21 protein-coding genes are annotated in these 19,877 nt (G+C 51.0%); 16 read left to right on the top strand and 5 right to left on the bottom strand.

Going from position 1 to position 19,877, the window contains the following annotated elements:
* The first annotated feature begins 88 nt into the window (after positions 1–88).
* The 3 genes from nirD to GZ1_RS03820 all read left to right on the top strand — a co-directional run bounded on the left by nirD (position 89) and on the right by GZ1_RS03820 (position 3,952).
* The gene (gene nirD, locus GZ1_RS03830; protein WP_033006119.1) at positions 89–391 is read left to right on the top strand and encodes a nitrite reductase small subunit NirD; all 303 of its coding nucleotides are present in this window, start codon (positions 89–91) and stop codon (positions 389–391) included.
* Positions 392–402: 11 nt separating this feature from the next.
* Positions 403–2,550, top strand: coding sequence for an assimilatory nitrate reductase catalytic subunit NasC (gene nasC, locus GZ1_RS03825; protein WP_060787912.1), 2,148 nt, complete (start codon positions 403–405; stop codon positions 2,548–2,550).
* A gap of 199 nt (positions 2,551–2,749) precedes the next feature.
* A complete protein-coding gene (locus GZ1_RS03820) occupies positions 2,750–3,952 on the top strand; it encodes a nitrate/nitrite transporter (RefSeq protein ID WP_060787911.1) in 1,203 nt (400 codons plus the stop codon).
* A 224-nt stretch (positions 3,953–4,176) separates the two neighbouring features.
* Here the strand turns inward: GZ1_RS03820 and ykzB are convergent, their stop codons facing one another.
* A complete protein-coding gene (gene ykzB / locus GZ1_RS19185) occupies positions 4,177–4,314 on the bottom strand; it encodes a protein YkzB (RefSeq protein WP_015374950.1) in 138 nt (45 codons plus the stop codon).
* Positions 4,274–4,489, bottom strand: coding sequence for a Fur-regulated basic protein FbpA (locus tag GZ1_RS18025; RefSeq protein ID WP_015374949.1), 216 nt, complete (start codon positions 4,487–4,489; stop codon positions 4,274–4,276). The genes ykzB and GZ1_RS18025 overlap by 41 nt, the downstream gene beginning before the upstream one ends.
* A gap of 180 nt (positions 4,490–4,669) precedes the next feature.
* Here GZ1_RS18025 and GZ1_RS03815 point away from each other — a divergent pair, with 180 nt between their 5' ends.
* The 10 genes from GZ1_RS03815 to GZ1_RS03770 all read left to right on the top strand — a co-directional run bounded on the left by GZ1_RS03815 (position 4,670) and on the right by GZ1_RS03770 (position 14,598).
* Entirely contained in the window at positions 4,670–4,975 is a 306-nt protein-coding gene (locus GZ1_RS03815; RefSeq protein WP_015374948.1) for a MerR family transcriptional regulator, read from the top strand.
* 433 nt (positions 4,976–5,408) lie between these two features.
* Positions 5,409–5,720 (top strand): PTS sugar transporter subunit IIB, encoded by a 312-nt coding sequence (locus GZ1_RS03810; RefSeq protein WP_013145220.1) that lies wholly within the window; start codon positions 5,409–5,411, stop codon positions 5,718–5,720.
* A 1-nt stretch (position 5,721) separates the two neighbouring features.
* Positions 5,722–6,054, top strand: coding sequence for a PTS sugar transporter subunit IIA (locus tag GZ1_RS03805; protein WP_015374947.1), 333 nt, complete (start codon positions 5,722–5,724; stop codon positions 6,052–6,054).
* Positions 6,055–6,069: 15 nt separating this feature from the next.
* Entirely contained in the window at positions 6,070–7,389 is a 1,320-nt protein-coding gene (gene celB, locus GZ1_RS03800; RefSeq protein WP_020755838.1) for a PTS cellobiose transporter subunit IIC, read from the top strand.
* A 26-nt stretch (positions 7,390–7,415) separates the two neighbouring features.
* Complete coding sequence (gmuD, locus tag GZ1_RS03795) at positions 7,416–8,828, top strand: 6-phospho-beta-glucosidase GmuD (RefSeq protein ID WP_060787910.1); 1,413 nt, start codon at positions 7,416–7,418, stop codon at positions 8,826–8,828.
* Between the two features lie 153 nt (positions 8,829–8,981).
* Complete coding sequence (locus GZ1_RS03790) at positions 8,982–9,695, top strand: GntR family transcriptional regulator (RefSeq protein WP_033006105.1); 714 nt, start codon at positions 8,982–8,984, stop codon at positions 9,693–9,695.
* 745 nt (positions 9,696–10,440) lie between these two features.
* Entirely contained in the window at positions 10,441–11,016 is a 576-nt protein-coding gene (locus GZ1_RS03785; protein WP_033006121.1) for a YkoP family protein, read from the top strand.
* Between the two features lie 60 nt (positions 11,017–11,076).
* Complete coding sequence (locus GZ1_RS03780) at positions 11,077–11,925, top strand: metallophosphoesterase (RefSeq protein WP_015374942.1); 849 nt, start codon at positions 11,077–11,079, stop codon at positions 11,923–11,925.
* Positions 11,926–12,096: 171 nt separating this feature from the next.
* Positions 12,097–13,602, top strand: a complete 1,506-nt coding sequence (locus GZ1_RS03775) for a Na+/H+ antiporter NhaC family protein (RefSeq protein WP_015374941.1) — start codon at positions 12,097–12,099, stop codon at positions 13,600–13,602.
* Between the two features lie 63 nt (positions 13,603–13,665).
* The gene (locus GZ1_RS03770) at positions 13,666–14,598 is read left to right on the top strand and encodes an endonuclease I family protein (RefSeq protein ID WP_060787909.1); all 933 of its coding nucleotides are present in this window, start codon (positions 13,666–13,668) and stop codon (positions 14,596–14,598) included.
* A gap of 158 nt (positions 14,599–14,756) precedes the next feature.
* Here GZ1_RS03770 and GZ1_RS03765 read toward each other — a convergent pair whose 3' ends face one another.
* A complete protein-coding gene (locus tag GZ1_RS03765) occupies positions 14,757–15,716 on the bottom strand; it encodes a bile acid:sodium symporter family protein (RefSeq protein WP_060787908.1) in 960 nt (319 codons plus the stop codon).
* 227 nt (positions 15,717–15,943) lie between these two features.
* Between GZ1_RS03765 and GZ1_RS03760 the strand changes: the two genes are divergently transcribed.
* The 3 genes from GZ1_RS03760 to GZ1_RS18015 are packed head-to-tail and all read left to right on the top strand — an operon-like array spanning position 15,944 to position 18,321.
* Complete coding sequence (locus GZ1_RS03760; RefSeq protein WP_015374938.1) at positions 15,944–16,165, top strand: FeoA family protein; 222 nt, start codon at positions 15,944–15,946, stop codon at positions 16,163–16,165.
* A complete protein-coding gene (gene feoB, locus GZ1_RS03755; RefSeq protein WP_060787907.1) occupies positions 16,166–18,160 on the top strand; it encodes a ferrous iron transport protein B in 1,995 nt (664 codons plus the stop codon).
* A gap of 14 nt (positions 18,161–18,174) precedes the next feature.
* On the top strand, positions 18,175–18,321 hold the full coding sequence (locus GZ1_RS18015) for a FeoB-associated Cys-rich membrane protein (protein ID WP_075261408.1): 147 nt from the start codon (positions 18,175–18,177) through the stop codon (positions 18,319–18,321).
* A 515-nt stretch (positions 18,322–18,836) separates the two neighbouring features.
* Here the strand turns inward: GZ1_RS18015 and GZ1_RS03750 are convergent.
* Positions 18,837–19,259, bottom strand: a complete 423-nt coding sequence (locus tag GZ1_RS03750) for a type II toxin-antitoxin system death-on-curing family toxin (protein ID WP_014195947.1) — start codon at positions 19,257–19,259, stop codon at positions 18,837–18,839.
* 20 nt (positions 19,260–19,279) lie between these two features.
* Positions 19,280–19,561, bottom strand: coding sequence for an AbrB/MazE/SpoVT family DNA-binding domain-containing protein (locus GZ1_RS03745; protein WP_013145234.1), 282 nt, complete (start codon positions 19,559–19,561; stop codon positions 19,280–19,282).
* Positions 19,562–19,877: the final 316 nt, after the last annotated feature.

The raw sequence follows: 19,877 nt of genomic DNA, 5'->3' as shown, positions 1-19,877 counted from the left end.
CGACGATTTTACGTTGTTGTTCATGAAAGTTTGTAAAGGAATGGCCAAACAGGATCAGACATCGATGCAGGGGGAGGACGAAGAGAGGATGAAGGTGGAAGTGGGAACATTGGAACAGCTGCCGAAGCGGCTCGGAAAATGCGTGCGGGTCGGGAATCGTGAGCTGGCGTTGTTCCGGACGGGTGACGATCAAGTATTTGCCGTTGAAAACCGCTGTCCGCATAGAGGAGGTGATCTGTCGCAAGGCATTGTCAGCGGCGAGTATGTGTTTTGTCCGCTTCATGATTGGAAAATTTGCTTAAGAGACGGTCAGGCACAGGCGCCGGATGAAGGGTGTGTCAAAACGTACCGCGCGGCGGTGAAAGACGGCTTGGTATATGTCGAGCTGTAGGAAGCGGGGGAATGGCGATGACGAACGAATTGCTGCGCTACTTTCGCGCCAAGGAAAAAGAACGGGCGTCAGAAACGGCTGCCGCGACGCAATGTCCGTTTTGCAGCGTCCAGTGCACGCTTCAGCTGGTGGAGGAGCGGATTGTAGAGCGGCGCCGCTACAAGGCGGTCCCGACCGACAACCCGACGTCCAACGGCCGCCTTTGTTTAAAGGGGATGAACGCCCACCAGCACGCTTTGCATCCCGAGCGGCTGTTGGTTCCGCTTGCGAAAGTGGACGGCCGGTTTGTGCGGGTCCGTTGGGAGGAGGCGCTTTCGCTGATCGCGGAACGAATCATCTCCATTCAGAAGGAAGATGGAGTCGATGCGTTTGCTGTTTACGGCGGCGGATCCTTGACGAACGAGGAGGCGTATTTGCTCGGGAAATTTGCCCGCGTGGCGCTCAAGACGCGGCACATCGACTACAACGGCCGTTTTTGCATGTCGGCGGCCGCGGCCGCGATGAACGACGCGTTTGGTCTTGACCGCGGGTTGACGAATCCGCTCTCCGACATTCCACTCGCCCAGACGATCATTTTGGCTGGGACCAATGTCGCCGAATGCCAGCCGACGTTGATGTCGTATTTTTATGAAGCGAAGAAGAACGGCGCTTTTATCATCGTGGTGGATCCGCGGGAAACGAAAACGGCGGCGTTGGCGGATCTGCACCTGCCGCTCAAGCCCGGAACGGATGCGGCGCTGGCCGTCGGCATCGGGAAAGTGCTGCTTGACGAAGGATATATCGATGAAGCGTTTGTGCGCGAGCGGACGGTTGGGTTTGCCGAATGGAAACAGCACATAGAAGCAGTGGAGATGGATGAGATCGTCCGGCTGACTGACGTGCCGGAAGAGAAGATTCGCTTGGCGGCGCGAAAGTACGGGGAGGCGGCCGATGCGATCGTGCTCACGGCGCGCGGCTTGGAGCAGCAGACGGACGGCTATGCGGCGGTCAGACAGTGGATCAACGTCGTGCTGGCAACCGGAAACATCGGCCGTCCTGGCTCTGGGTTTGGCTCGATCACCGGACAAGGGAACGGGCAGGGCGGGCGCGAGCATGGACAAAAAGCCGATCAGCTGCCGGGCTACCGAAGCATTGAGCATTCGCAACACCGGCGGTATATCGCAAGCGTATGGGGCGTTGCGCCGGATGAGCTGCCGCGAAAGGGGGTGTCAGCGTATGAAATGATGCAAAAGATCGATGCGGGCGAGATCACCGGGCTGTTGGTCATGGGGTCGAACCCCGTCGTCTCGAGCCCGAATGCGGCGTTTGTGGCCAAAGCGATGCAAAAACTGAAGTTTCTTGTCGTTGCGGATATGTTTTTGTCCGAAACAGCCGAGCTGGCCGATCTCGTGCTGCCTGTTTCGTCGTATTTGGAAGACGAAGGCACGGTGACGAACGTCGAAGGGCGGGTGTGCTTTCGGCCGGCGGCTCGGAAGCGTCCTGGGGAGGTGAAACATGATTGGGAAATTTTATGCGCGATTGCGCACAAGCTTGGCAAGGGCCGCTTCTTCCCGTTCACGTCAGCCGAAGAGATTTTCAACGAACTGCGGTTGGCGAGCCGCGGCGGCAAAGCAGATTATTACGGTGTGACGTATGAGCGGCTTCGGCGCGAACGTGTCTACTGGCCTTGCCCCGATGCGCATCATCCTGGGACTCCTCGGTTGTTTACGGAACGGTTTGCTCATCCGGACGGCAAGGCTCGGTTTGCGGTTTTGCCGTTTCGGCCGGAGAAAGAGGAGACGGATGAATGGTATCCGCTTTATTTAACGACCGGACGGGTGCTTGCTCATTATTTGAGCGGAACGCAAACGCGGCGGAGCCCGGCGCTTTCGGCGCGGCAGCCGGAGGCGGTCGTGGAAATCCACCCGAGGACGGCCAAACGATACGGGATCGGCCCAGGGATGCTTGTGCGCATTGAAACGCGCCGCGGTGCGGCGGTCGTCCGCAGCCGATACAATGACCAAATTCGCGAGGATACGATTTTTGTCCCGTTCCACTGGAGCGGCCTTGGGCAAATCAACAACGTCACATCCGATGAGCTCGATCCGCATTGCCGCATGCCGGCGTTTAAGCGGTGCGCAGCTCGGGTGCGGCCAGTGGTCGATTTAGGGAGAAATTGACTTGTGTGGTTCATTTCGCCGGAAAAAGCGCTCTCTTTTCCGTCCGCGGCGGGGAATCATCCCCAGCGGGGCGCGCGGACCGAGACGCGCCATAAGAAAAAAAACTTCCCAGCAATACGGCGGGAAGTAGGTGGAGAAATCGCTTTCATTTCCATTTTAGCATAACGAACATTCTGTGCCAAGGGGGAGTTGGGGGAAGATGGCGAGGAAATCGTTTTGGCGCGTCGGGCATGCGCCGACGCTATTGTCGTCGTTTCTCTATTTTGATATTAGTTTCATGATTTGGAACTTGCTTGGTGCGCTCGGGGTGTTTGTCGCTGAACAGTTTGCGCTCACACCGGCGGAAAAAGGGCTGATGGTCGCCATTCCGGTGTTGGGCGGGGCGCTGCTTCGCATTCCGATGGGGCTTTTGGCAGACCGCTGGGGCGGGAAGCGGGCCGGTCTGCTTGGCATGGCGGTGACGGCTATGCCGCTTGTGTGGGGCTGGCGGTTTGCAGATCAGATGTCGGATGTGTATGCGCTCGGATTTTTATTAGGGGTGGGCGGAGCCAGCTTCGCTGTTGCCTTGCCGCTCGCGAGCCGCTGGTATCCGAAAGAGTATCAAGGGCTGGCCATGGGGATCGCCGGGGCCGGCAACAGCGGGACGGTGCTGGCGACGCTGTTTGGTCCGCGCCTGGCGGAGATGTATGGTTGGAACGCGGTGTTCGGGTTGGCGCTCGTACCGCTTGTTGTCGTCTTCCTTTTGTTCGCTTGGCTGGCGCGTGAATGTCCAACAGCGGTGAAGCCCATTTCCTTGCGTGAATACCGAGCAGTCCTCCAGCGAAAAGAAGCATGGCTGTTTTGTTTCTTCTACAGCTTGTCATTCGGCGGATTTGTGGGGCTGACGGGTTACTTGGGCATTTTCTTCTTTGATGAATACGGCATCAGCAAAGTCACGGCCGGCGATTTCGTCACCGCCGTCGTGTTTGCGGGCAGTTTCATCCGGCCGATTGGCGGCTATATCGCCGACCGGATCGGGGGAATGCGGCTTCTTTCCTTGTTGTTTGCCGCTGGGACTTTGTTGCTGGCTTGCATCGGTACATTGCCGTCTCTTTTCGTCCTGTTCGGATTGATGGTTGCTCTTTTCCTTTGTTTTGGCGCGGCGAACGGTGCGTTGTTCCAAGTTGTTCCGACGTGGTTTCCGAAAGAGGTTGGCTTGTTGACGGGCATCATTGGCGCCGCTGGCGGACTGGGAGGGTTTTTGCTGCCGAACGTGCTCGGGGTGATGAAGCAGTGGACCGGTTCTTCGGCGTATGGGTTTTGGATGCTGGTCTTCGTTTTCATGGCCGCGGTAATGGCTGCTCGCCGCCTTCAAGGAACTACGGTTGCGGTCGAATCGTTCTCTCAAAAAGCAGCAGAATGAATAGGGTAACCCAAAGAGACGCTGCAAACTTTCAAAGGAAATCGTTTGATTGAACGAAAAAACTGGTGGAACACAGTCCTTTCTTTAGGTTGACAAAGAGGGGGGTTCGCGGCGTTTCTTAAGTTTTTCCAGCCTTGGCGCTGATTTCGGAAGGATTTCTATTGAAGAATGAGGGTGAAAAAAGGTGCCCGTGAAGAAATTCAGGGCACTTTCGCATGATCGTTTTATAATCGATTTTGCAAAAATCGAAGCAGCTCATCCGCTTGATTGCCGATGAGGGCGATCAGCTGTTCAAACATCGCATCGCGCTCGAGGTCAAGTTCAATGATGCGCTTGGCCAGTTCGAGGGCTTGTTTGTCCATGGCGGCGTCCTCCTTCGATCGTCTGGGCGGGGTGGAATCGTTCATATTCGCGGCGCAGTTCGGCCATTGTCCACTCTTCGAGACGCTCGCGGTCGGCGGCTAAGCCGAACTGCATCAGTCGTTCGATGTAAAACTGCTTTTTCTTCCGCACGGCGCTTCTCATCCATGTCCCCATTCGATTCCCTCCCTGTTTTTACCTTTACCATATCATCTTTTTCTTCAGCATACAGCAAATGTGTTAAGCACATTTACAGGAAATTTAAAAAATATGTTAATTTTATTTACAAAAGTTAGCGGGCTAACATCATTTTTTGTATAATTACGTTAGAAAATATAACGAATTGAGGTGAGGAGTATGACAGCTCATCCGCAAGAAGATCACTACAAATACAAAAAAGTCATTTCGATCGGTGTCGTCAGCGAACTGACCGGGCTGTCGCAGCGGCAAATTCGTTATTACGAGGAACGGAAGCTGGTGTTCCCTGACCGTTCCAAAGGAATTCGCAAATATTCGTTCGCCGATGTGGAGCAGTTGATGAAAATCGCCAATCAGCGCGAGGAAGGGGTATCGACGTGGGAAATCCGTCAGGAAATGACGAAAGAGCTGCGCGAGCGGATGTTGAAAGGGCAAATGAATGCGCATTTTCGGATGCGTTCCTAGAAGGCAGGTGAAAAATGGCTGTCACGCGCAAATCAGCGGCATTTCGCCAAAAAAGAAAGATGGCCTCGCAAGGTTTCTCTAATTGAAAAACGTCTGGGATCAGCAACTTTTTGTACTAAATCACCAGCCCTCTAGGGGTTCGGACAGATTCGAATTTTGGATGCATCCCTGCTTGGAAGCAGAGCATGCGGAAAACCGCCTGGCCGTGTGCCAACAGGATGTAAACACAGCGGCGTTTGTCCAATAATAAGAGCATAGTTGCTTGGCGCGCACAGAGATTCGTGCGCGCTTTTTTTTGTTGCAGGATCAAAAGGTTGGTTTAAAAATATTAATCTTTTTTATTAAATGACTAGACAAATAAATATAAATGTATATAATTTAAATTGAAAACGATATCATTTGTTTTACTCAATGCAAAGAGGAGGAATGAACCATGAAACGGATTTTATTGGCGTGCAGTTCTGGAATGTCGACAAGCTTGCTAGTGACGAAAATGCAGGAGTATGCCAAATCCGTCGGTGAGGAGGCAGAGATTTGGGCGGTCGGCCAAGATCAGGCGAAAAAAGAGATGGCCAAAGCTGATGTCGTCCTTATTGGTCCACAAATGAGCTTTTTGAAAGGGGAATTGCAAAAAGAAGCGCAAAAATATGGCATTCCAGTCGATGTCATTGACATGGTGGCTTATGGGATGGCGGATGGCAAAAAAGTGTATGAGCAGGCATTAAAATTGATGGGGGACAAGTAAGATGGAAAAAATCGATGTCAATCAACTCACCAATGAACAAGTCGCTTTCCAGCTGATTTTGCATAGCGGTAATGCCCGCAGCAAAATCGTCCAAGCCATCCGTGAATACCGGACAGGACGAGTCGGAGATGCGGAACGGCTGATCCAAGAAGCAGAGCAAGACTTAAGCATAGCTCATGATGTTCATTTTCAACTTATTCAAAAAGAAGCTGGCGGCGAGCAACCCAATATTACATTGCTTCTCATGCATGCGGAAGACCATGTCATGTCAACGCTGGCGATGAAAGAGATTGTAAAAGAAATGCTCGCACTGTTGAAGGAACGAAACGTGTGAAGGGAGGATGGCGGCATGAACCAAGCATTATTCGAAAAACTAAGCAAAATTCTCGTTCCGATCGCGGGAAAGTTGAACAATAGCCGTTATTTACAAGTGTTGCGCGATGCATTTATGTTGGCGTTTCCGTTGACGATTTTCGGTTCAATCGCGGTCGTCATCGCTAACTTGCCGTTTTTGGACAAGGTGATGAGTGAAAACAGCCTCAATACACTCAAGGAGATGCTCGGCGTTGCTCCAAATGCAACGATGGGCGTGATGACGATTTTCGTTGTATTCGGCATCGGCTACTATTTATCGAAAAGTTATGAAGTCGAAGGGGTTTTTGGCGGTGCGATCGCGTTAGCTTCTTTTCTCTTGTTGACGCCATTCGTTTTGCAGGTTGAGGGGAAAGAGGCTGTGCAAGGAGTCATCCCGCTCGACCGCCTAGGAGCGAAAGGGATGTTTCTTGGCATGATTACCGCATTTACTGCTGGTGAAATTTACCGGAAGGTTGTACAAAAAAATATTACAATCAAAATGCCGGCCGGGGTGCCGCCGGCGGTTGCGAAGTCGTTTGCGGCGTTGATTCCGGCGGTGGTCACCCTGACCTTCTTCCTCGTTGTCAATATCATTGTAACACAAATTTTTAAGACAAACATGCATGATGTCATTTACAATGCAGTGCAAGCACCGCTTGTCGGGCTCGGAAGCGGCATTATTGCAACGATGATCGCGATTTTTGTCACGCAAATTTTGTGGTTTTTCGGGCTGCACGGGCAAATCATCATTAACTCGGTGATGGATCCGATTTGGAACACACTGTCGCTCGAAAACTTAAATGCGTATACAAAAACGGGGGAAGTTCCGCATGTCGTCAGCAAACAGTTTATTGAAATTTACACGGTCGGCATGGGCGGAACGGGAATGACGCTCGCTGTCATTTTCGCCATCTTGCTCTTTATGAAGAGCAAGCAAATGAAGCAGGTGGCTAAGCTCGGGCTCGGACCCGGAATCTTTAACGTCAATGAACCGATTATTTTCGGTTTGCCGGTCGTGATGAATCCGCTCGTCATCGTCCCGTGGATTTTGGCGCCGATGGTCGTCACGTTGGTGACCTATTTGGCAATGTCCTCAGGCCTTGTACCCCCGCCTAACGGCGTAGCGGTGCCATGGACGGTGCCGATTTTCATCAACGGCATTATGGCGACGAACTCGCTGGCCGGCGGATTGCTGCAAGTGGTCAATTTCCTGATTGTGCTTGTCATTTGGTTTCCATTCTTAAAGTTCATTGACCGGATGAACTTGCAAAAAGAGCGGGAAGAGGGGCAAGACGCTGCGAAAAGTGCATCATAACGATACAGCAAATGAGGTGAATCGCGATGGAACAACGATTAAAGCAACCAATCACGTATCGCTTTCCTGCCGGATTTTGGTGGGGAAGTGCGACATCCGCGACGCAAATCGAAGGAGCGGCAAACGAAGGGGGGAAAGGGAAGAACATTTGGGATCATTGGTATGAACAAGAGCCTCACCGCTTTTTTCAAGGCGTCGGCCCAGAAGTGACATCCGATTTTTATCATCGTTACAAAGAAGATATTGCGTTAATGAAGGAGATCGGCCATAATTCATTCCGGTTTTCCATTTCATGGTCGCGCTTGATTCCGGATGGGGTTGGTGAGGTCAACTCGGAGGCGGTGCGGTTTTACAATGCGGTCATCGATGAATTGCTGGCGAATGGGATTGAACCGTTTGTGAATTTGTACCATTTTGATATGCCGCTGGTGATGCAAAACATTGGCGGATGGGAAAATCGCGAGGTTATCGATGCTTATGCCCGCTATGCCAGCCTTTGCTTTCAACTGTTTGGCGATCGGGTGAAAACATGGTTTACGCACAATGAACCCATTGTCCCTGTAGAAGGCGGGTATTTGTACGATTTCCACTATCCGAATGTAGTTGACTTCCGCCGCGCCGTGCAGGTGGCTTACCATACGATGATCGCCCATGCCAAAGCGGTTGCCGCCTTCCGCAGGGCGGCGATACAGGGTGGAAAGATCGGCATTATTTTGAATTTAACGCCGTCTTATCCGCGCAGCCAACATCCGGCTGATGTGAAAGCGGCGCATATCGCTGATTTGTTGTTTAACCGCAGTTTCTTGGATCCTGCGGTAAAAGGAGAATACCCGCAAGATTTAATCGAGCTGTTGGCTGAACACCGTTTTTTGCCGGTGACGGAAGTCGGTGACCGCGAACTCATCAAAGAAAATACGATCGATTTGCTTGGCATCAACTACTATCAACCGCGCCGCGTCAAGGCGAAAGAAAATATGCCAAATCCGGAAGCCCCGTTTTTGCCTGAACGGTTTTTCGACTACTATGCCATGCCGGGGCGGAAAATGAACCCGTATCGTGGTTGGGAAATTTATGAAAAAGGAATTTATGATATTTTAATCAATATTAAGGAAAACTATGGAAACATTGAGTGCTTTATTTCCGAAAACGGCATGGGCGTTGAAGGAGAAGAACGGTTCCGTGATGAAAGCGGCATGATTCATGACGACTACCGGATTGAATTTATTCGCGAGCATTTAAAATGGGTGCATCGCGCGATTGAAGAAGGGGTCAATGTGAAAGGATACCACCTTTGGACATTTATGGACAACTGGTCGTGGACGAATGCCTACAAAAATCGGTACGGATTGGTCGCTGTTGACCTGGACAATCATTTGAAACGGACGATTAAAAAGAGCGGCTACTGGTTGAAAACAGTGGCGGAAAACAATGGGTTTTAAGTGAAAGAAAAGGCGTCCCGGACAGCGGGGCGCTTTTTGTCGGTCGGGAAACCAGGACGGCGAAATCGGTGAAGGAGAAAGCCGCATTGAGTATTGTGCAAACAGATGATTGTTCGTACAATGAAAATAGGATAATGACAAGGGATGAAAACGATGCCGAAATATGAGCAAATTTCGAATGAGATCCGCAGACGAATTAAAGAGGGAGTGTATTCCCTAGACGCGCCGATTCCAGACGAAATCTCGCTCGCCGAGGAGTTTGGCTGCAGCCGGATGACGGTAAAGCGGGCGCTTGATGTGCTCGTATCCGAAGGGCTGTTGTATCGAAAGCGCGGTCATGGCACGTTTATTGTAAAATCCGCCATGCTTGACGGATTGGTGAATGTCGTCAGCAACGAAACACTTGGCTTGACGAGTTTATTGAAAGGGCGAAAGGTGACAAGCCAAATCATTACGTTCGAAGTATTGTTTCCATCCGATGAAGTAGCCGCCCATTTGTGCATTGACACGAACACACCGGTGTACCACTTGATTCGGCTGCGCAATGTTGATGGGGAGCCGTACGTCATTGAACGGACGTATATGCCCGTCCATTTGATCCCGGGGCTCAATGAAACGGTGCTTCATGGCTCGATTTATCGTTACATCACTCACGAGCTCGGCTTAACGATTGCAGGGTCGCACCGGAAAATCCGCGCAGATAAACCGAATGAGCTTGATCGCCAGTACTTGCAGTGCGCGCCCGACGATCCAGTGCTGGAATTGGAGCAGGTTGGTTTTTTGAACAACGGGGAGCCGTTTGAATACTCGTTTTCCCGCCATCGGTATGACAAATTCGTATTCGTCACGGTAAGCACCCGCCGCTAAATGACGCCTGCTTTCGCGATCCGGGGAAGGCAGGCGCATTTTGGTGCCGTTCAGGGGGGGCTCTTTCTGTCTTTCTTCATAAAAGGTTGGTGACAACCAATCTTTTTATTTAATTCGGGTGGTAGTTGATCAGAAAGAAGAGCAGATCTGACAATGTTTCTCCAATTGAAATAGGGTTGGAATAATCCGCCTTTTGCATGAAATCACCACCCTTCTAGAAAGCTGGTGATTTAGTGAAAAGTCGCAGAAAACGGAATCTCTTCTCAAATGGAGAAGTCCTGTAACATCAACGCTTCTCTTTCAGCCGAAAGCAACGGGTTCGGCGAAATCGGTCGTTTTTCACCAGTCCTCTAGAGGGCCGGTGATTTAGTACAAAATGCCGCTATTCCATCTTTTTCTCAATTAGAGAAGCCTTGCGAAATCAGCCTTCTTTTTTTGGTGAAATGCCGCTGATTTGCTCGTGGCAGCCGTTTTTCACCGGCCTTCTAGGGCACAAGGCGCTTTCTGACACATCTTTTGTTTGATCGAAACAGCTGTGGTGCTTGATTCATTCGGAACGGCGGCTAAAAACTGCTTGTACAGGGGAAGTGTTCGATTAGGGCGAGGAAACAGAGATGTGACTTCAGTACGCGCGTCTCCCGACTGGTCATGCAGCGATCTTTTCTCCTTTTTTCTCCATTTATAATGCCGCTCGATCGATTCCATAATGTAAATGGATAGAACGAGCAGGGGAAGGATGCCGCCAATGAGAAGCAAAGCGACGCAGTGGCTGTTGTCTGTATGGGGACTGATGGATCCACTCTATTATGCATGTTCCCGCCTTGAATATGCTGGTGGGAAAGAGAACGGCTGTCGTTCCATTTTTCGCGTCCGTTTGCTTCGATACAAGGGTGAAACCATTCACCTTTCGGACGGAACGACGATTGCGGCCAATGACTGGCTGTTGAAAATTCACCTTCATAATGTTCGTCTGCTTCGCGAACTGATGCAGTATCGAAGCGATATTCAAAAAGGACGTTATATTTTCGAACAAGTGAAGGCCAGTTTGCCGTATGTTGCCCATTATCTTTACCATCACGAACAGTCCGCCAGCATAAAAGGGATTATCGGCGTGACGATGTTAAACAAAGGTTGTGAGAGACTCGGATTTGATGTCATTAACATTGGCAATTCATTTTACCGTTGGTTTAAAATGGCATCCCATTGGCCGATGATGACAGTGGCCCAACACCGTCTCATGCCGCTTGTCCGTCCGCCGAAATATTTGGTGATGTCAAAGGGAAAATTGTTTTCGTTGTACGGCTGCCATCTCATCCACTAACTCCCTCTTTCTTCTCTCCTCCATTTCACTATAATGGGTATCGAGGGAGGAGAGAAGACGATGACATTCTTTTTTGTTTTTCTTGCAATCTTGTCATTGCTTGCTTTGGTCATTCGCAAAGCCCACCGCAATACGTATGAAGCGGTTTTGCATAAAGTCCAAGTCGGTCGTTCAGAGGATGGAGATGGAGCCCTTCGGATTTTGCAGCTATCGGATTTGCATCTTGAAAAACTGTCGATCACCCCGGACGATTTATACGAAAAGCTGAAAGAGGAAGCGATCGATTTGATCGCGTTGACGGGCGACTTTTTGGACCGTGAGGAAAGCATCGCCAAGCTCGGTCCGTATTTGGCCGCGCTGAATGCATTGAAACCGACGTACGGCATGTATGCGGTGTTTGGCAACCACGATTACGTGCTGCAAGGCGAACCGTTTGCGCGCTTGAAAGCGACGCTTGAGGCGCACGGCTGCGTCGTCTTGCAAAACGAGACGAAAACGATCACCGTCAACGGTCAAACCGTCAATATCATCGGCATCGATGACTTTTACACGGGGCGCAGCGACATCGAAAAGGCGTATGCGGGCGTGAAAGACGGCATCAACCTTGTGTTGACGCACGATCCGGACATCGTGCCGCATATGAAAGACTATCATTTTGACTACTTGTTGTCCGGCCATTTCCACGGCGGACAAATTCATTGGCCAAAGCCGTACCATTTGGCGAAAATGAGCAAAACGCTCACCGAGCGGAACATGATCAAAGGTTATCATGAATGGGAGGGAAAACCGTTTTATATCAACGAAGGGCTTGGGCAAACCGGGGTGAACATCCGGATCGGCTCGAAGCCGGAAGTGACGCTCCACTTGTTGGCGCTGCCGTCCCGAAGAGAAGCGGTGAAAGCTGTCTAATTGGCAGCTTTTTATTTTTTTAGGTAGGAAAGCGGTTTCGCTTGCGCGTGCCACCATGCGGCGCGCTTTTTGTGTAGACTCGTCTCCCCGTTGTTGGGGGAAAATCAATGACAGTTTGCATAGACAAGGGAAACCATCGCCATACTTTTTAAAGAAAGGAGTGAATGGCCAATGGAACCGTCGTGGAAAGCTCTCTTGCCATTTTTAGTTGTCATCCCGATTTCGATTTGGACGAAGCAAGTCATCCCCGGGCTGTTTGTCGGGCTGTTGGTTGGCAGTTATTTGATGACCCCGTCCTTGCTTGGCGGGTTGCGGACGATGCTTCATTACGTTGTTGACAACTTAATGCAGACGAACAACATTCGCATCATCATTTTCTTGTATGTGTTCGCCGGTCTTGTGAGCATGATCAAATACACCGGCGGAATCAAAGGATTTGTCCATCTCGTCAGCCAAAAAGTGAAATCGGCCAAAACCGCTATGCTGCTGACGTGGATTTCGACGATGGTGACGTTTAGCGACCCCGATTTTCGCATCGTCACCGTCGCGCCGATCATGAAGGCGCTGCGCAAACGGCTCGGGCTGTCGTCCCAGCAAATCGGCTTTGCCATTGAGGTGACATCCAACCCGGTTGTCGCGCTCATCCCAATTGCCACCGCGTTTGTCGGCTATATGGTGTCGGTCATCGATAAGGCGCTTGATACGGCCGGCATCGGCGCGGAGCCGTACATCGTGTACGTCCGAAGCATTCCGTTTAACTTTTTCTCGTATGCCATTATTGCCGTCGGGCTCTACTACAGTTTTTTTGTCTATTCGCGCCAAAAACAAGCAGCAGTAAGCGAAAAGCGGAAAGAGGCGCCGATTCGGAGCTGGAACGAGCGGTTGGCGCTCGAAATGGCGGAAGAACAGCGGCCGGCTGACCATGAACCCAATGAAGCGCAAGGGGAAGAAGGGGACGCGATGCAGACATGCCCGCGCGCCTACCAAAAAGAAACGCCGGTCAAGCCGTGGAATTTGATCGTTCCGCTTTCGATCGTGCTTGTCTTGACGTTGTTTTTAAGCTGGTGGGACGGCCGCCGGGGGGCAAGAACGTTTTGGCAGGCGTTTTTGCAAAGCGATGCGCTCGGCGCGATGTTGGAGGCGCTGTTGTTTACCGTCATCATTACAGTTGCTTTCTTCCTTTGGCAGCGATTTAAATTGAACGATTTGTTGACGCATTTTGTCAAAGGCGGCAATGAGCTGATTTCCGTCATTTTAATGCTGGCGCTCATTTGGGCGCTGTCGGCTGTGGCGGAGGATTTAGGGTTTTCGCAATACATTACGGGCCATGTCAAAGAATGGATTCCGCCGTTTTTCGTCGCCCCGATTTTGTTTTTGCTTGGCGCTGTCATTTCCTATTTCATCGGCTCGTCGTGGGGGACGTGGGGGATGTTGATGCCGCTTGGTGTGACGCTAGCGAGCCAGTCGGGAACGAACATTTTGCCGGTCATCGGCGCGGTGTTTGCGAGCGGGACGTTCGGGGCGTTTGCGTCGCCGCTTAGCGACAATACGGTGACGCTTTGCACCATTTTGGATTTGCCGGTGATGGAATACGCGCGAACGAAGCTGATTCCGTCGTTGATCGCCGCCGGCATCGCCGCCGTTTTGTTCGGCGCGACATCGTTTCTTTTGCATTAACGCCGTTATCGCCCTCTTTCGCCTTCCGTGATACACTAAAAGAAAAAAGAAAGGGGAACGCTGATGGGAGAGGCGGAACGGCGGCTTGAGGAGCTCGGCCAATGGCGGGAGGAAGATCCGAAAGAACGGCTCGAGCAGCTGAATGAGCGGCTCGCGGTGGAGGATGCGTATTATCGGGCCGCAGAAGATGAGAGGGCGCGCGAACGGTATTACCGCCATCTGCCGCTTGAAGGGGACGGATTGATGTTGTTTGTCCGCTATCATGAACTGGCGGCGCACACCCATAAGCGGCGGCTGCCGTATTTTTTCAGCAAGGATGAGTATTTGTACACATGGGTCGACTTGCACCCGGACGGAACGGTGCGCAGCTTGTATTCCGGCGAGAGGAAAGATCCACGAACACTGATCGTTCAAGATGTGGAAACGATGAAGCGGCGTTATGAAGAGTTTCGTCAACTGTTGAGAAGGACGAAAAATGGATGGGGCGATGTGCACGAGCGGGTGAACACGATCGAGCAGCAATGGAAATTCAATGCGGAACATGTTGTCCCGCAGTCGTGGTTTGGCGCCCGCGAACCGATGAAAGGCGATTTGCATCATTTATTCGTTTGCCAGCCGGAGTGCAATACGATGCGGTCGAATTTTCCGTACGCGGATTTCCCGTTTTACAATCCGGAAGATCCCGACGAGCAAATCCAAAACCGCTGCGGCGTCGTCCATAACGGCTATTTCGAGCCGGAATACGGCAAAGGGACGGCGGCAAGGGCGATGCTTTACTTTCTGCTTCGCTACCCGAAGGCGATCGCGAAATCATTCCGGCGCAAAATCGATATTCCGCTCCTTGTCCGTTGGCACGAACAATTTCCGCCAACGGTGTATGAGCATCATCGCAACAGCGCGATTTTCTTCATCCAAGGCAACCGCAATCCGTTCATTGATTTCCCGGAACTAGCGGGAAGGATGGTGTTTCCGTTTGAGGGGGGCGCTGTGAAATGAGATTGAAGGCGAATATCGGCTTTTTTGTTTCCAAAGCGCATCTGAATCGCTTGGAAGTGGAGAAACAAGAGTGATGGCAAAAAAGCTGTCTCCCGAAATAAACGACCGTCTTTCGGGGACAGCTTTTTGCCTTGCTGCTAGACAAAGTGTGAAAGAGATCAAGCGGAAATGGTTTGTTCGTCCGCCGCGTGGCGGTCTGCTTGTTTGCGGAAGTACGTTGCGACAATCGGGCCGGAAATATTGTGCCAGACGCTGAAAATAGCGCTTGGAACGGCGGCGAGCGGCGAAAAATGGGCGGTCGCTAAAGCCGCACCAAGCCCAGAGTTTTGCATGCCCACTTCAATGGAAATCGCCTTTTGTTTTGGCGGCGACAGGCGAAACAGTTTGGCAAACCAATACCCAAGCAGCAAGCCCAATCCGTTGTGAGCGACTACAATCAGAAAAATAAGAAGCCCGCTTTTGGCAATGGCCGCTTGGTTTTGCCCGACGACGGCGGCGACGATGGCAACAATGGCGATGACCGAAACGAGCGGCAGCGCCGGGATGCACGCTTTTACTTGCTTTTGGAACAGCGCCTGGGCGATGAGCCCTAAAACAATCGGAATCAGCACGACTTTAACGATCGACCAAAACAAGGCGGCAGCGGACACCGACAGCCATTTTCCCGCTAAAAGCAAAATGAGCGACGGCGTCAAAATCGGCGCTAAAATCGTCGAAACAGAAGTGACGGCGACCGACAGCGCCGTATCCCCTTTCGCCAAATACGTCATGACGTTGGACGCCGTCCCGCCCGGGCAGCAGCCGACTAAAATAATGCCGAGCGCCACCTCACGTGAAACCGGCAGAAAGTAAGCGAGCAAAAACGCGACAAGCGGCATGATCAGAAACTGGGCAACGACGCCGATTAACACATCAAGCGGACGCTTGAACACCTCTTTAAAATCGTTCGCTGACAGCGTCAATCCCATGCCAAACATCACGATGCCTAGAAGCGGCACGATATACGGAGCGATCCACGTAAACGCGCCGGGAGCGAAAAAAGCAAGCGCTCCGAACAAAAGCACCCAGATCGCAAACGTATTGCCGACAAAGTTGCTGATTTTTCCTAGTGTGTTCATTGAGCTTCCTCCTTGAGCAAAGATGGGAAAGATATACAAAAGATTATATACACTTTTCAGAAAAATTCAACTGATGAGGTGGCGAATTTTGAAGAAATGATGACAATGAGGAATGATTGTGAAAAAAGTCACTCCTTTCTTCTTTGCTTATGGTATGATTGGAATTGAGAAGAAGAATCATTATTGAATCACAGGAGAGACGGATAGAAAAACAGGGGGAAATGATCATGGTGCTGACTGATTTGCATAAAGGGGAAACAGCGGTCGTCGTCCGTCTGGCCATTGAGCAGGAGGCACTGAAACAGCGTCTTCTTCATCTAGGGGTGAAAGAAGGGAAAACGGTGCGGTTGAAAGCCGCGATGCCGTTTGGCGGACCGGTGATGATCGAAATCGATGGACAGGCGATCGGCTTGCGGCGCAAAGAGGCGTCATCGATCGAGGTGAAATAAATGTCCTACATCGCTTTATTTGGCAATCCAAACACCGGCAAAACGTCATTGTTTAACTGCTTAACTGGGTCTTATGAATATGTGGGCAACTGGAGCGGGGTGACGGTCGAGAAAAAAATCGGAGTGCTCCGCCAGCACGGGGTTTCGGTGGTCGACTTGCCCGGCGTGTATTCGCTTCAGCCGCTGTCGCGTGATGAAGGAGTGGCGACCGATTTTTTATTGACCGAGCCGTGCTCAGCGATTGTCAATATCGTTGACGCGTCGCAGTTGCGCCGCAATTTGCATTTGACCGTTCAGCTGCTGGAATTTGGCCGTCCCGTTGTCATCGCGCTAAACATGGTCGATGTGGCGGAAAAACGGGGCGTGAAAGTGGACGCCGCTAAACTGTCGAAGTATCTTGGCGTTCCTGTTATCCCGGTCATCGCCCGAACAGGAAAAGGAACGAACGAATTGGTTCACGCCGTTTTGGCGGCAAAAGACAAGCCTCATTCCTCCATCGCCGTCGATTACGGCGTCGAGGTGGAGAATGCCATCCGGAGCATTGCCGAGCAGCTGCCGGACGATGTGCCTGGAAACAAACGATGGGCGGCGTTGCAGTTTTTGGAGGGGAATGAACGCATCGCCGCCTATTTGCGCGGGCGATTCGATTTGTCACCGTTGTTGGCGATCCGTGAGGAGACGGAACAGGCGCTCGGCTGTCAGGCAGCCAAGCATATTTATGAAACGCGTGACCGTTGGATCAGTGAAACAATCGCTGCGACGGCCATCGAGTTTGAGCAAAAACCGCTGACGCTAACGGAAAAAATCGACGCGGTTGTAACAAACCGTTATGTCGGGCTGCCGATTTTTTTGGCGCTGATGTATGTGGTGTTTATGCTGACGTTTAACTGGCTGGGGACGCCGCTTGCCGATCGGCTTGATGCGTTTTTCTCCGGTCCGCTGGCAGATGGGTTGTCCCGTTTTCTCGACTGGGCAGGGGCATCGCCGTTTATCAAGGCGCTCGTCTTGGACGGCGTTGTTGCTGGGGTCGGCGGGGTGTTGGTGTTTGTGCCGCAAATTTTCATTTTGTTCTTTTTCATTTCTTTGCTTGAAGACTCCGGATATATGGCGCGCGTGGCGATGGTGATGGACCGGGTGATGGAAGCGATCGGGTTAAACGGCAAGGCGTTTATCCCGATGATCATTGGCTTTGGCTGCAACGTTCCTGGAGTGATGGCGGCGCGGACGATTGAGCAGCCGAAAGAGCGGCTCATGACGATCTTGGCGCTGCCGTTCATGTCATGTTCCGCCCGCTTGCCGGTGTACGCCTTGTTTGCCGGCACGTTTTTCGCCCGCGAGCAGGCGCTTGTCGTGTTTTCGCTTTACGTGCTTGGCATTGTAGTGGCTTTGGGGCTTGCCAAGTTGTTCTCATCGACGCTCTTGAAAAACGAAAATTCGCTGTTTGTCATTGAATTGCCGCCATACCGCGTGCCGCAGGCGCTCACACTATGGCGAAGCACATGGGAAAAAGGGAAAGGATTCATCCGCAAAGCAGGAACCTTTATTTTCGGCGGTTCGGTCGCCATTTGGCTGCTGACGTATGTCGGGCCGCGTGGGGTTGGCGTTCCAATGGATGACAGTTTGCTGGCTGCGATCGGCGGGTTGATCGCACCGTTGTTGTCGCCGCTTGGCTTTGGCGCCTGGCAGGCAGGCGCCGCGTTGATCACCGGTTTTTTGGCGAAAGAAGTTGTGGTGTCGACGATGAATATTATTTACCACGTTCATGAGGAGAACGGGCTGAAGCAGGTGATCGCCTCCCATTTCACGCCGCTGTCGGCGTTCAGCTTTATGGTGTTCGTTTTGCTTTACACTCCGTGTCTGGCAACCGTGGCGGCGATCCGCAAAGAAACCGGATCGTGGAAATGGACGCTGTTGTCGATTGGCATCGCCTTAACGGTTGCTTATATGATTTCACTTCTTGTCTACCAAGCTGGAAAGATAGTAGGTTTTCCATGAAAGGAGAGAATATGATGATGGCGAATATCATCATTGGCGGAGCGATTTTTGCCTACGCCGGCTGGACGCTGGTCCGACACGTGAAAAAAAGCGCCAAAGGGGCGTGCGCGTCATGCCATGCAGCGGACCATTGCCGAGGCAGCTGCGGGACGGAGAGATAATCCGTTCAAGACAAACGGATTCCTGACGATGATCGGAATCCGTTTTTTCATTTTCCGACGAAAGACTTTCGCTTCCATGGTTGTAGGATAGCCAAAAAATAAGCGGGGATGCAATGGGTAAGCTGCTTCAACGGACCATCCGTTTCAACGGGCTCTGGAGGAAAAAAATCAGGCCGCCCTTTGTTTTGGCTGTTGGGTGTTGTTGCCTCAATGATGGCCGAAACACCGGGGGTAGAAAGCTTTTTTCGTTCAACCGTTGAAACTCAAGGGAAGACCGTGAGTGTGGAGGATAAACTTTTGACAATACTCAATACCTGCCGCAAGGTAAAAGTATGAAAAGCTGCGAATAGCGAAAAGGCGTCTTTGGATCAAGGTTCGCACAGTTGCGTAAAAACAAAGCAGCAAAAAAACGATGTTGTTGTCCTGTCATCCAAGTTTACTGTGTTGGCGATGGAATTTCACGCAATAATTGAACTTGACCCGGCTTTGGCCCGCTCTTTTCCTCACTCTTTTCCTCATTCTTTTCGTTTTTGGATGGGACGGATGTAACTCTCTAATTCGTGGGCAAGATGCTGGATGCAATCATTTCCCCGGAACTTGGCATCCTCGACAAGGTACACCGTGAAATCTTCCGCTTCTTTATTGGTCATCGTGAACTCATATCCATTCAAATCAAGGAACGTGACGAATACGGTTAAAGCCGTCCGCTTATTGCCGTTGTGGAAAATATGACCTGTCGCGATGGAATGGTAATAGCAGCAAGCCTTTTCAATAATCGAAGGGAACTGTTCCTCCCCGAACAATTTCGTTTTCGGTCTTTCCAACATCCACGCGAATTTATCGGGGAATTGGATCCCCGCTTGTTCTGCGTCGTCGTACATTTCCATGACCGTGTAATGGATAAATATGATTTCTTCCGCTGTCAAATAATAAACCATGTTTTCCTCCAGCTGCTCCTTTATCTATATTTCAAGTTGCGCAGCGCTTCGTCATATTTGGAGATCGCGCGGTTCATCGCCATCACGACTTCAGGACGGACTCCTTTTGGAATTCGGTTTGCGCGTTTCATCACGATTTCCCCTCGTTCCTTGTCGTAATATATTTCGATTTCATCGCCTTTATTTAGGTTTAGCATCGTGGCTAAATCTTTCGGGATGCTAACGGACAAACTATTCCCGACTTGGCTAATCCGACGTGTATACGTTTTGTCATCCTTGCTTCCCAACATTTCCGCGTCCATTTCTTTTTCATCTCCTTTCCATAATATGGACAAAAAGGACGTTTTTATCCATAAAATTATTACTGTATAAACAATTATAACAATGATCTTCCGAAAAGCAATACGGAATAATAAAAAAGGGCTTTTTGTCTTTCAACGAGAAAAACGCATGCCGCATTTGCAGTCGGGGGATCATTCCATTGAGGGTAGGTTCTTTTTCACTATTCAATGGATATACATGACGCTGTTTTTGTCGTTTCTTGTTTCAAAGAATGACGAAAACGAAAAGAAGGAAACGATATTCATCAAAATTTGTTTGTAGTTAGGACGAACGGAC

Source organism: Geobacillus zalihae NBRC 101842 (assembly GCF_001544135.1).
GTDB classification, from domain to species: Bacteria; Bacillota; Bacilli; order Bacillales; family Anoxybacillaceae; genus Geobacillus; species Geobacillus zalihae.
Note: the sequence above shows the minus strand (reverse complement) of the source record. Positions and strands in the feature narration are given on the sequence as shown.

Excerpts from the sequence above, each read along its gene's own strand:
- GZ1_RS03775 (WP_015374941.1), top strand. The coding sequence starts at position 12,097 with ATGGAACCGTCGTGGAAAGCTCTCTTGCCATTTTTAGTTGTCATCCCG.
- GZ1_RS03765 (WP_060787908.1), bottom strand. The coding sequence starts at position 15,716 with ATGAACACACTAGGAAAAATCAGCAACTTTGTCGGCAATACGTTTGCG.
- nasC (WP_060787912.1), top strand. The coding sequence starts at position 403 with ATGGCGATGACGAACGAATTGCTGCGCTACTTTCGCGCCAAGGAAAAA.
- celB (WP_020755838.1), top strand. The coding sequence starts at position 6,070 with ATGAACCAAGCATTATTCGAAAAACTAAGCAAAATTCTCGTTCCGATC.
- GZ1_RS03750 (WP_014195947.1), bottom strand. The coding sequence starts at position 19,259 with ATGGTTTATTATTTGACAGCGGAAGAAATCATATTTATCCATTACACG.
- GZ1_RS03760 (WP_015374938.1), top strand. The coding sequence starts at position 15,944 with ATGGTGCTGACTGATTTGCATAAAGGGGAAACAGCGGTCGTCGTCCGT.
- gmuD (WP_060787910.1), top strand. The coding sequence starts at position 7,416 with ATGGAACAACGATTAAAGCAACCAATCACGTATCGCTTTCCTGCCGGA.
- GZ1_RS03785 (WP_033006121.1), top strand. The coding sequence starts at position 10,441 with ATGAGAAGCAAAGCGACGCAGTGGCTGTTGTCTGTATGGGGACTGATG.
- feoB (WP_060787907.1), top strand. The coding sequence starts at position 16,166 with ATGTCCTACATCGCTTTATTTGGCAATCCAAACACCGGCAAAACGTCA.
- GZ1_RS03805 (WP_015374947.1), top strand. The coding sequence starts at position 5,722 with ATGGAAAAAATCGATGTCAATCAACTCACCAATGAACAAGTCGCTTTC.
- GZ1_RS18025 (WP_015374949.1), bottom strand. The coding sequence starts at position 4,489 with ATGGGGACATGGATGAGAAGCGCCGTGCGGAAGAAAAAGCAGTTTTAC.
- GZ1_RS03780 (WP_015374942.1), top strand. The coding sequence starts at position 11,077 with ATGACATTCTTTTTTGTTTTTCTTGCAATCTTGTCATTGCTTGCTTTG.
- GZ1_RS03820 (WP_060787911.1), top strand. The coding sequence starts at position 2,750 with ATGGCGAGGAAATCGTTTTGGCGCGTCGGGCATGCGCCGACGCTATTG.
- GZ1_RS03815 (WP_015374948.1), top strand. The coding sequence starts at position 4,670 with ATGACAGCTCATCCGCAAGAAGATCACTACAAATACAAAAAAGTCATT.
- ykzB (WP_015374950.1), bottom strand. The coding sequence starts at position 4,314 with ATGGACAAACAAGCCCTCGAACTGGCCAAGCGCATCATTGAACTTGAC.
- GZ1_RS03745 (WP_013145234.1), bottom strand. The coding sequence starts at position 19,561 with ATGGACGCGGAAATGTTGGGAAGCAAGGATGACAAAACGTATACACGT.
- nirD (WP_033006119.1), top strand. The coding sequence starts at position 89 with ATGAAGGTGGAAGTGGGAACATTGGAACAGCTGCCGAAGCGGCTCGGA.
- GZ1_RS18015 (WP_075261408.1), top strand. The coding sequence starts at position 18,175 with ATGATGGCGAATATCATCATTGGCGGAGCGATTTTTGCCTACGCCGGC.
- GZ1_RS03770 (WP_060787909.1), top strand. The coding sequence starts at position 13,666 with ATGGGAGAGGCGGAACGGCGGCTTGAGGAGCTCGGCCAATGGCGGGAG.
- GZ1_RS03790 (WP_033006105.1), top strand. The coding sequence starts at position 8,982 with ATGCCGAAATATGAGCAAATTTCGAATGAGATCCGCAGACGAATTAAA.
- GZ1_RS03810 (WP_013145220.1), top strand. The coding sequence starts at position 5,409 with ATGAAACGGATTTTATTGGCGTGCAGTTCTGGAATGTCGACAAGCTTG.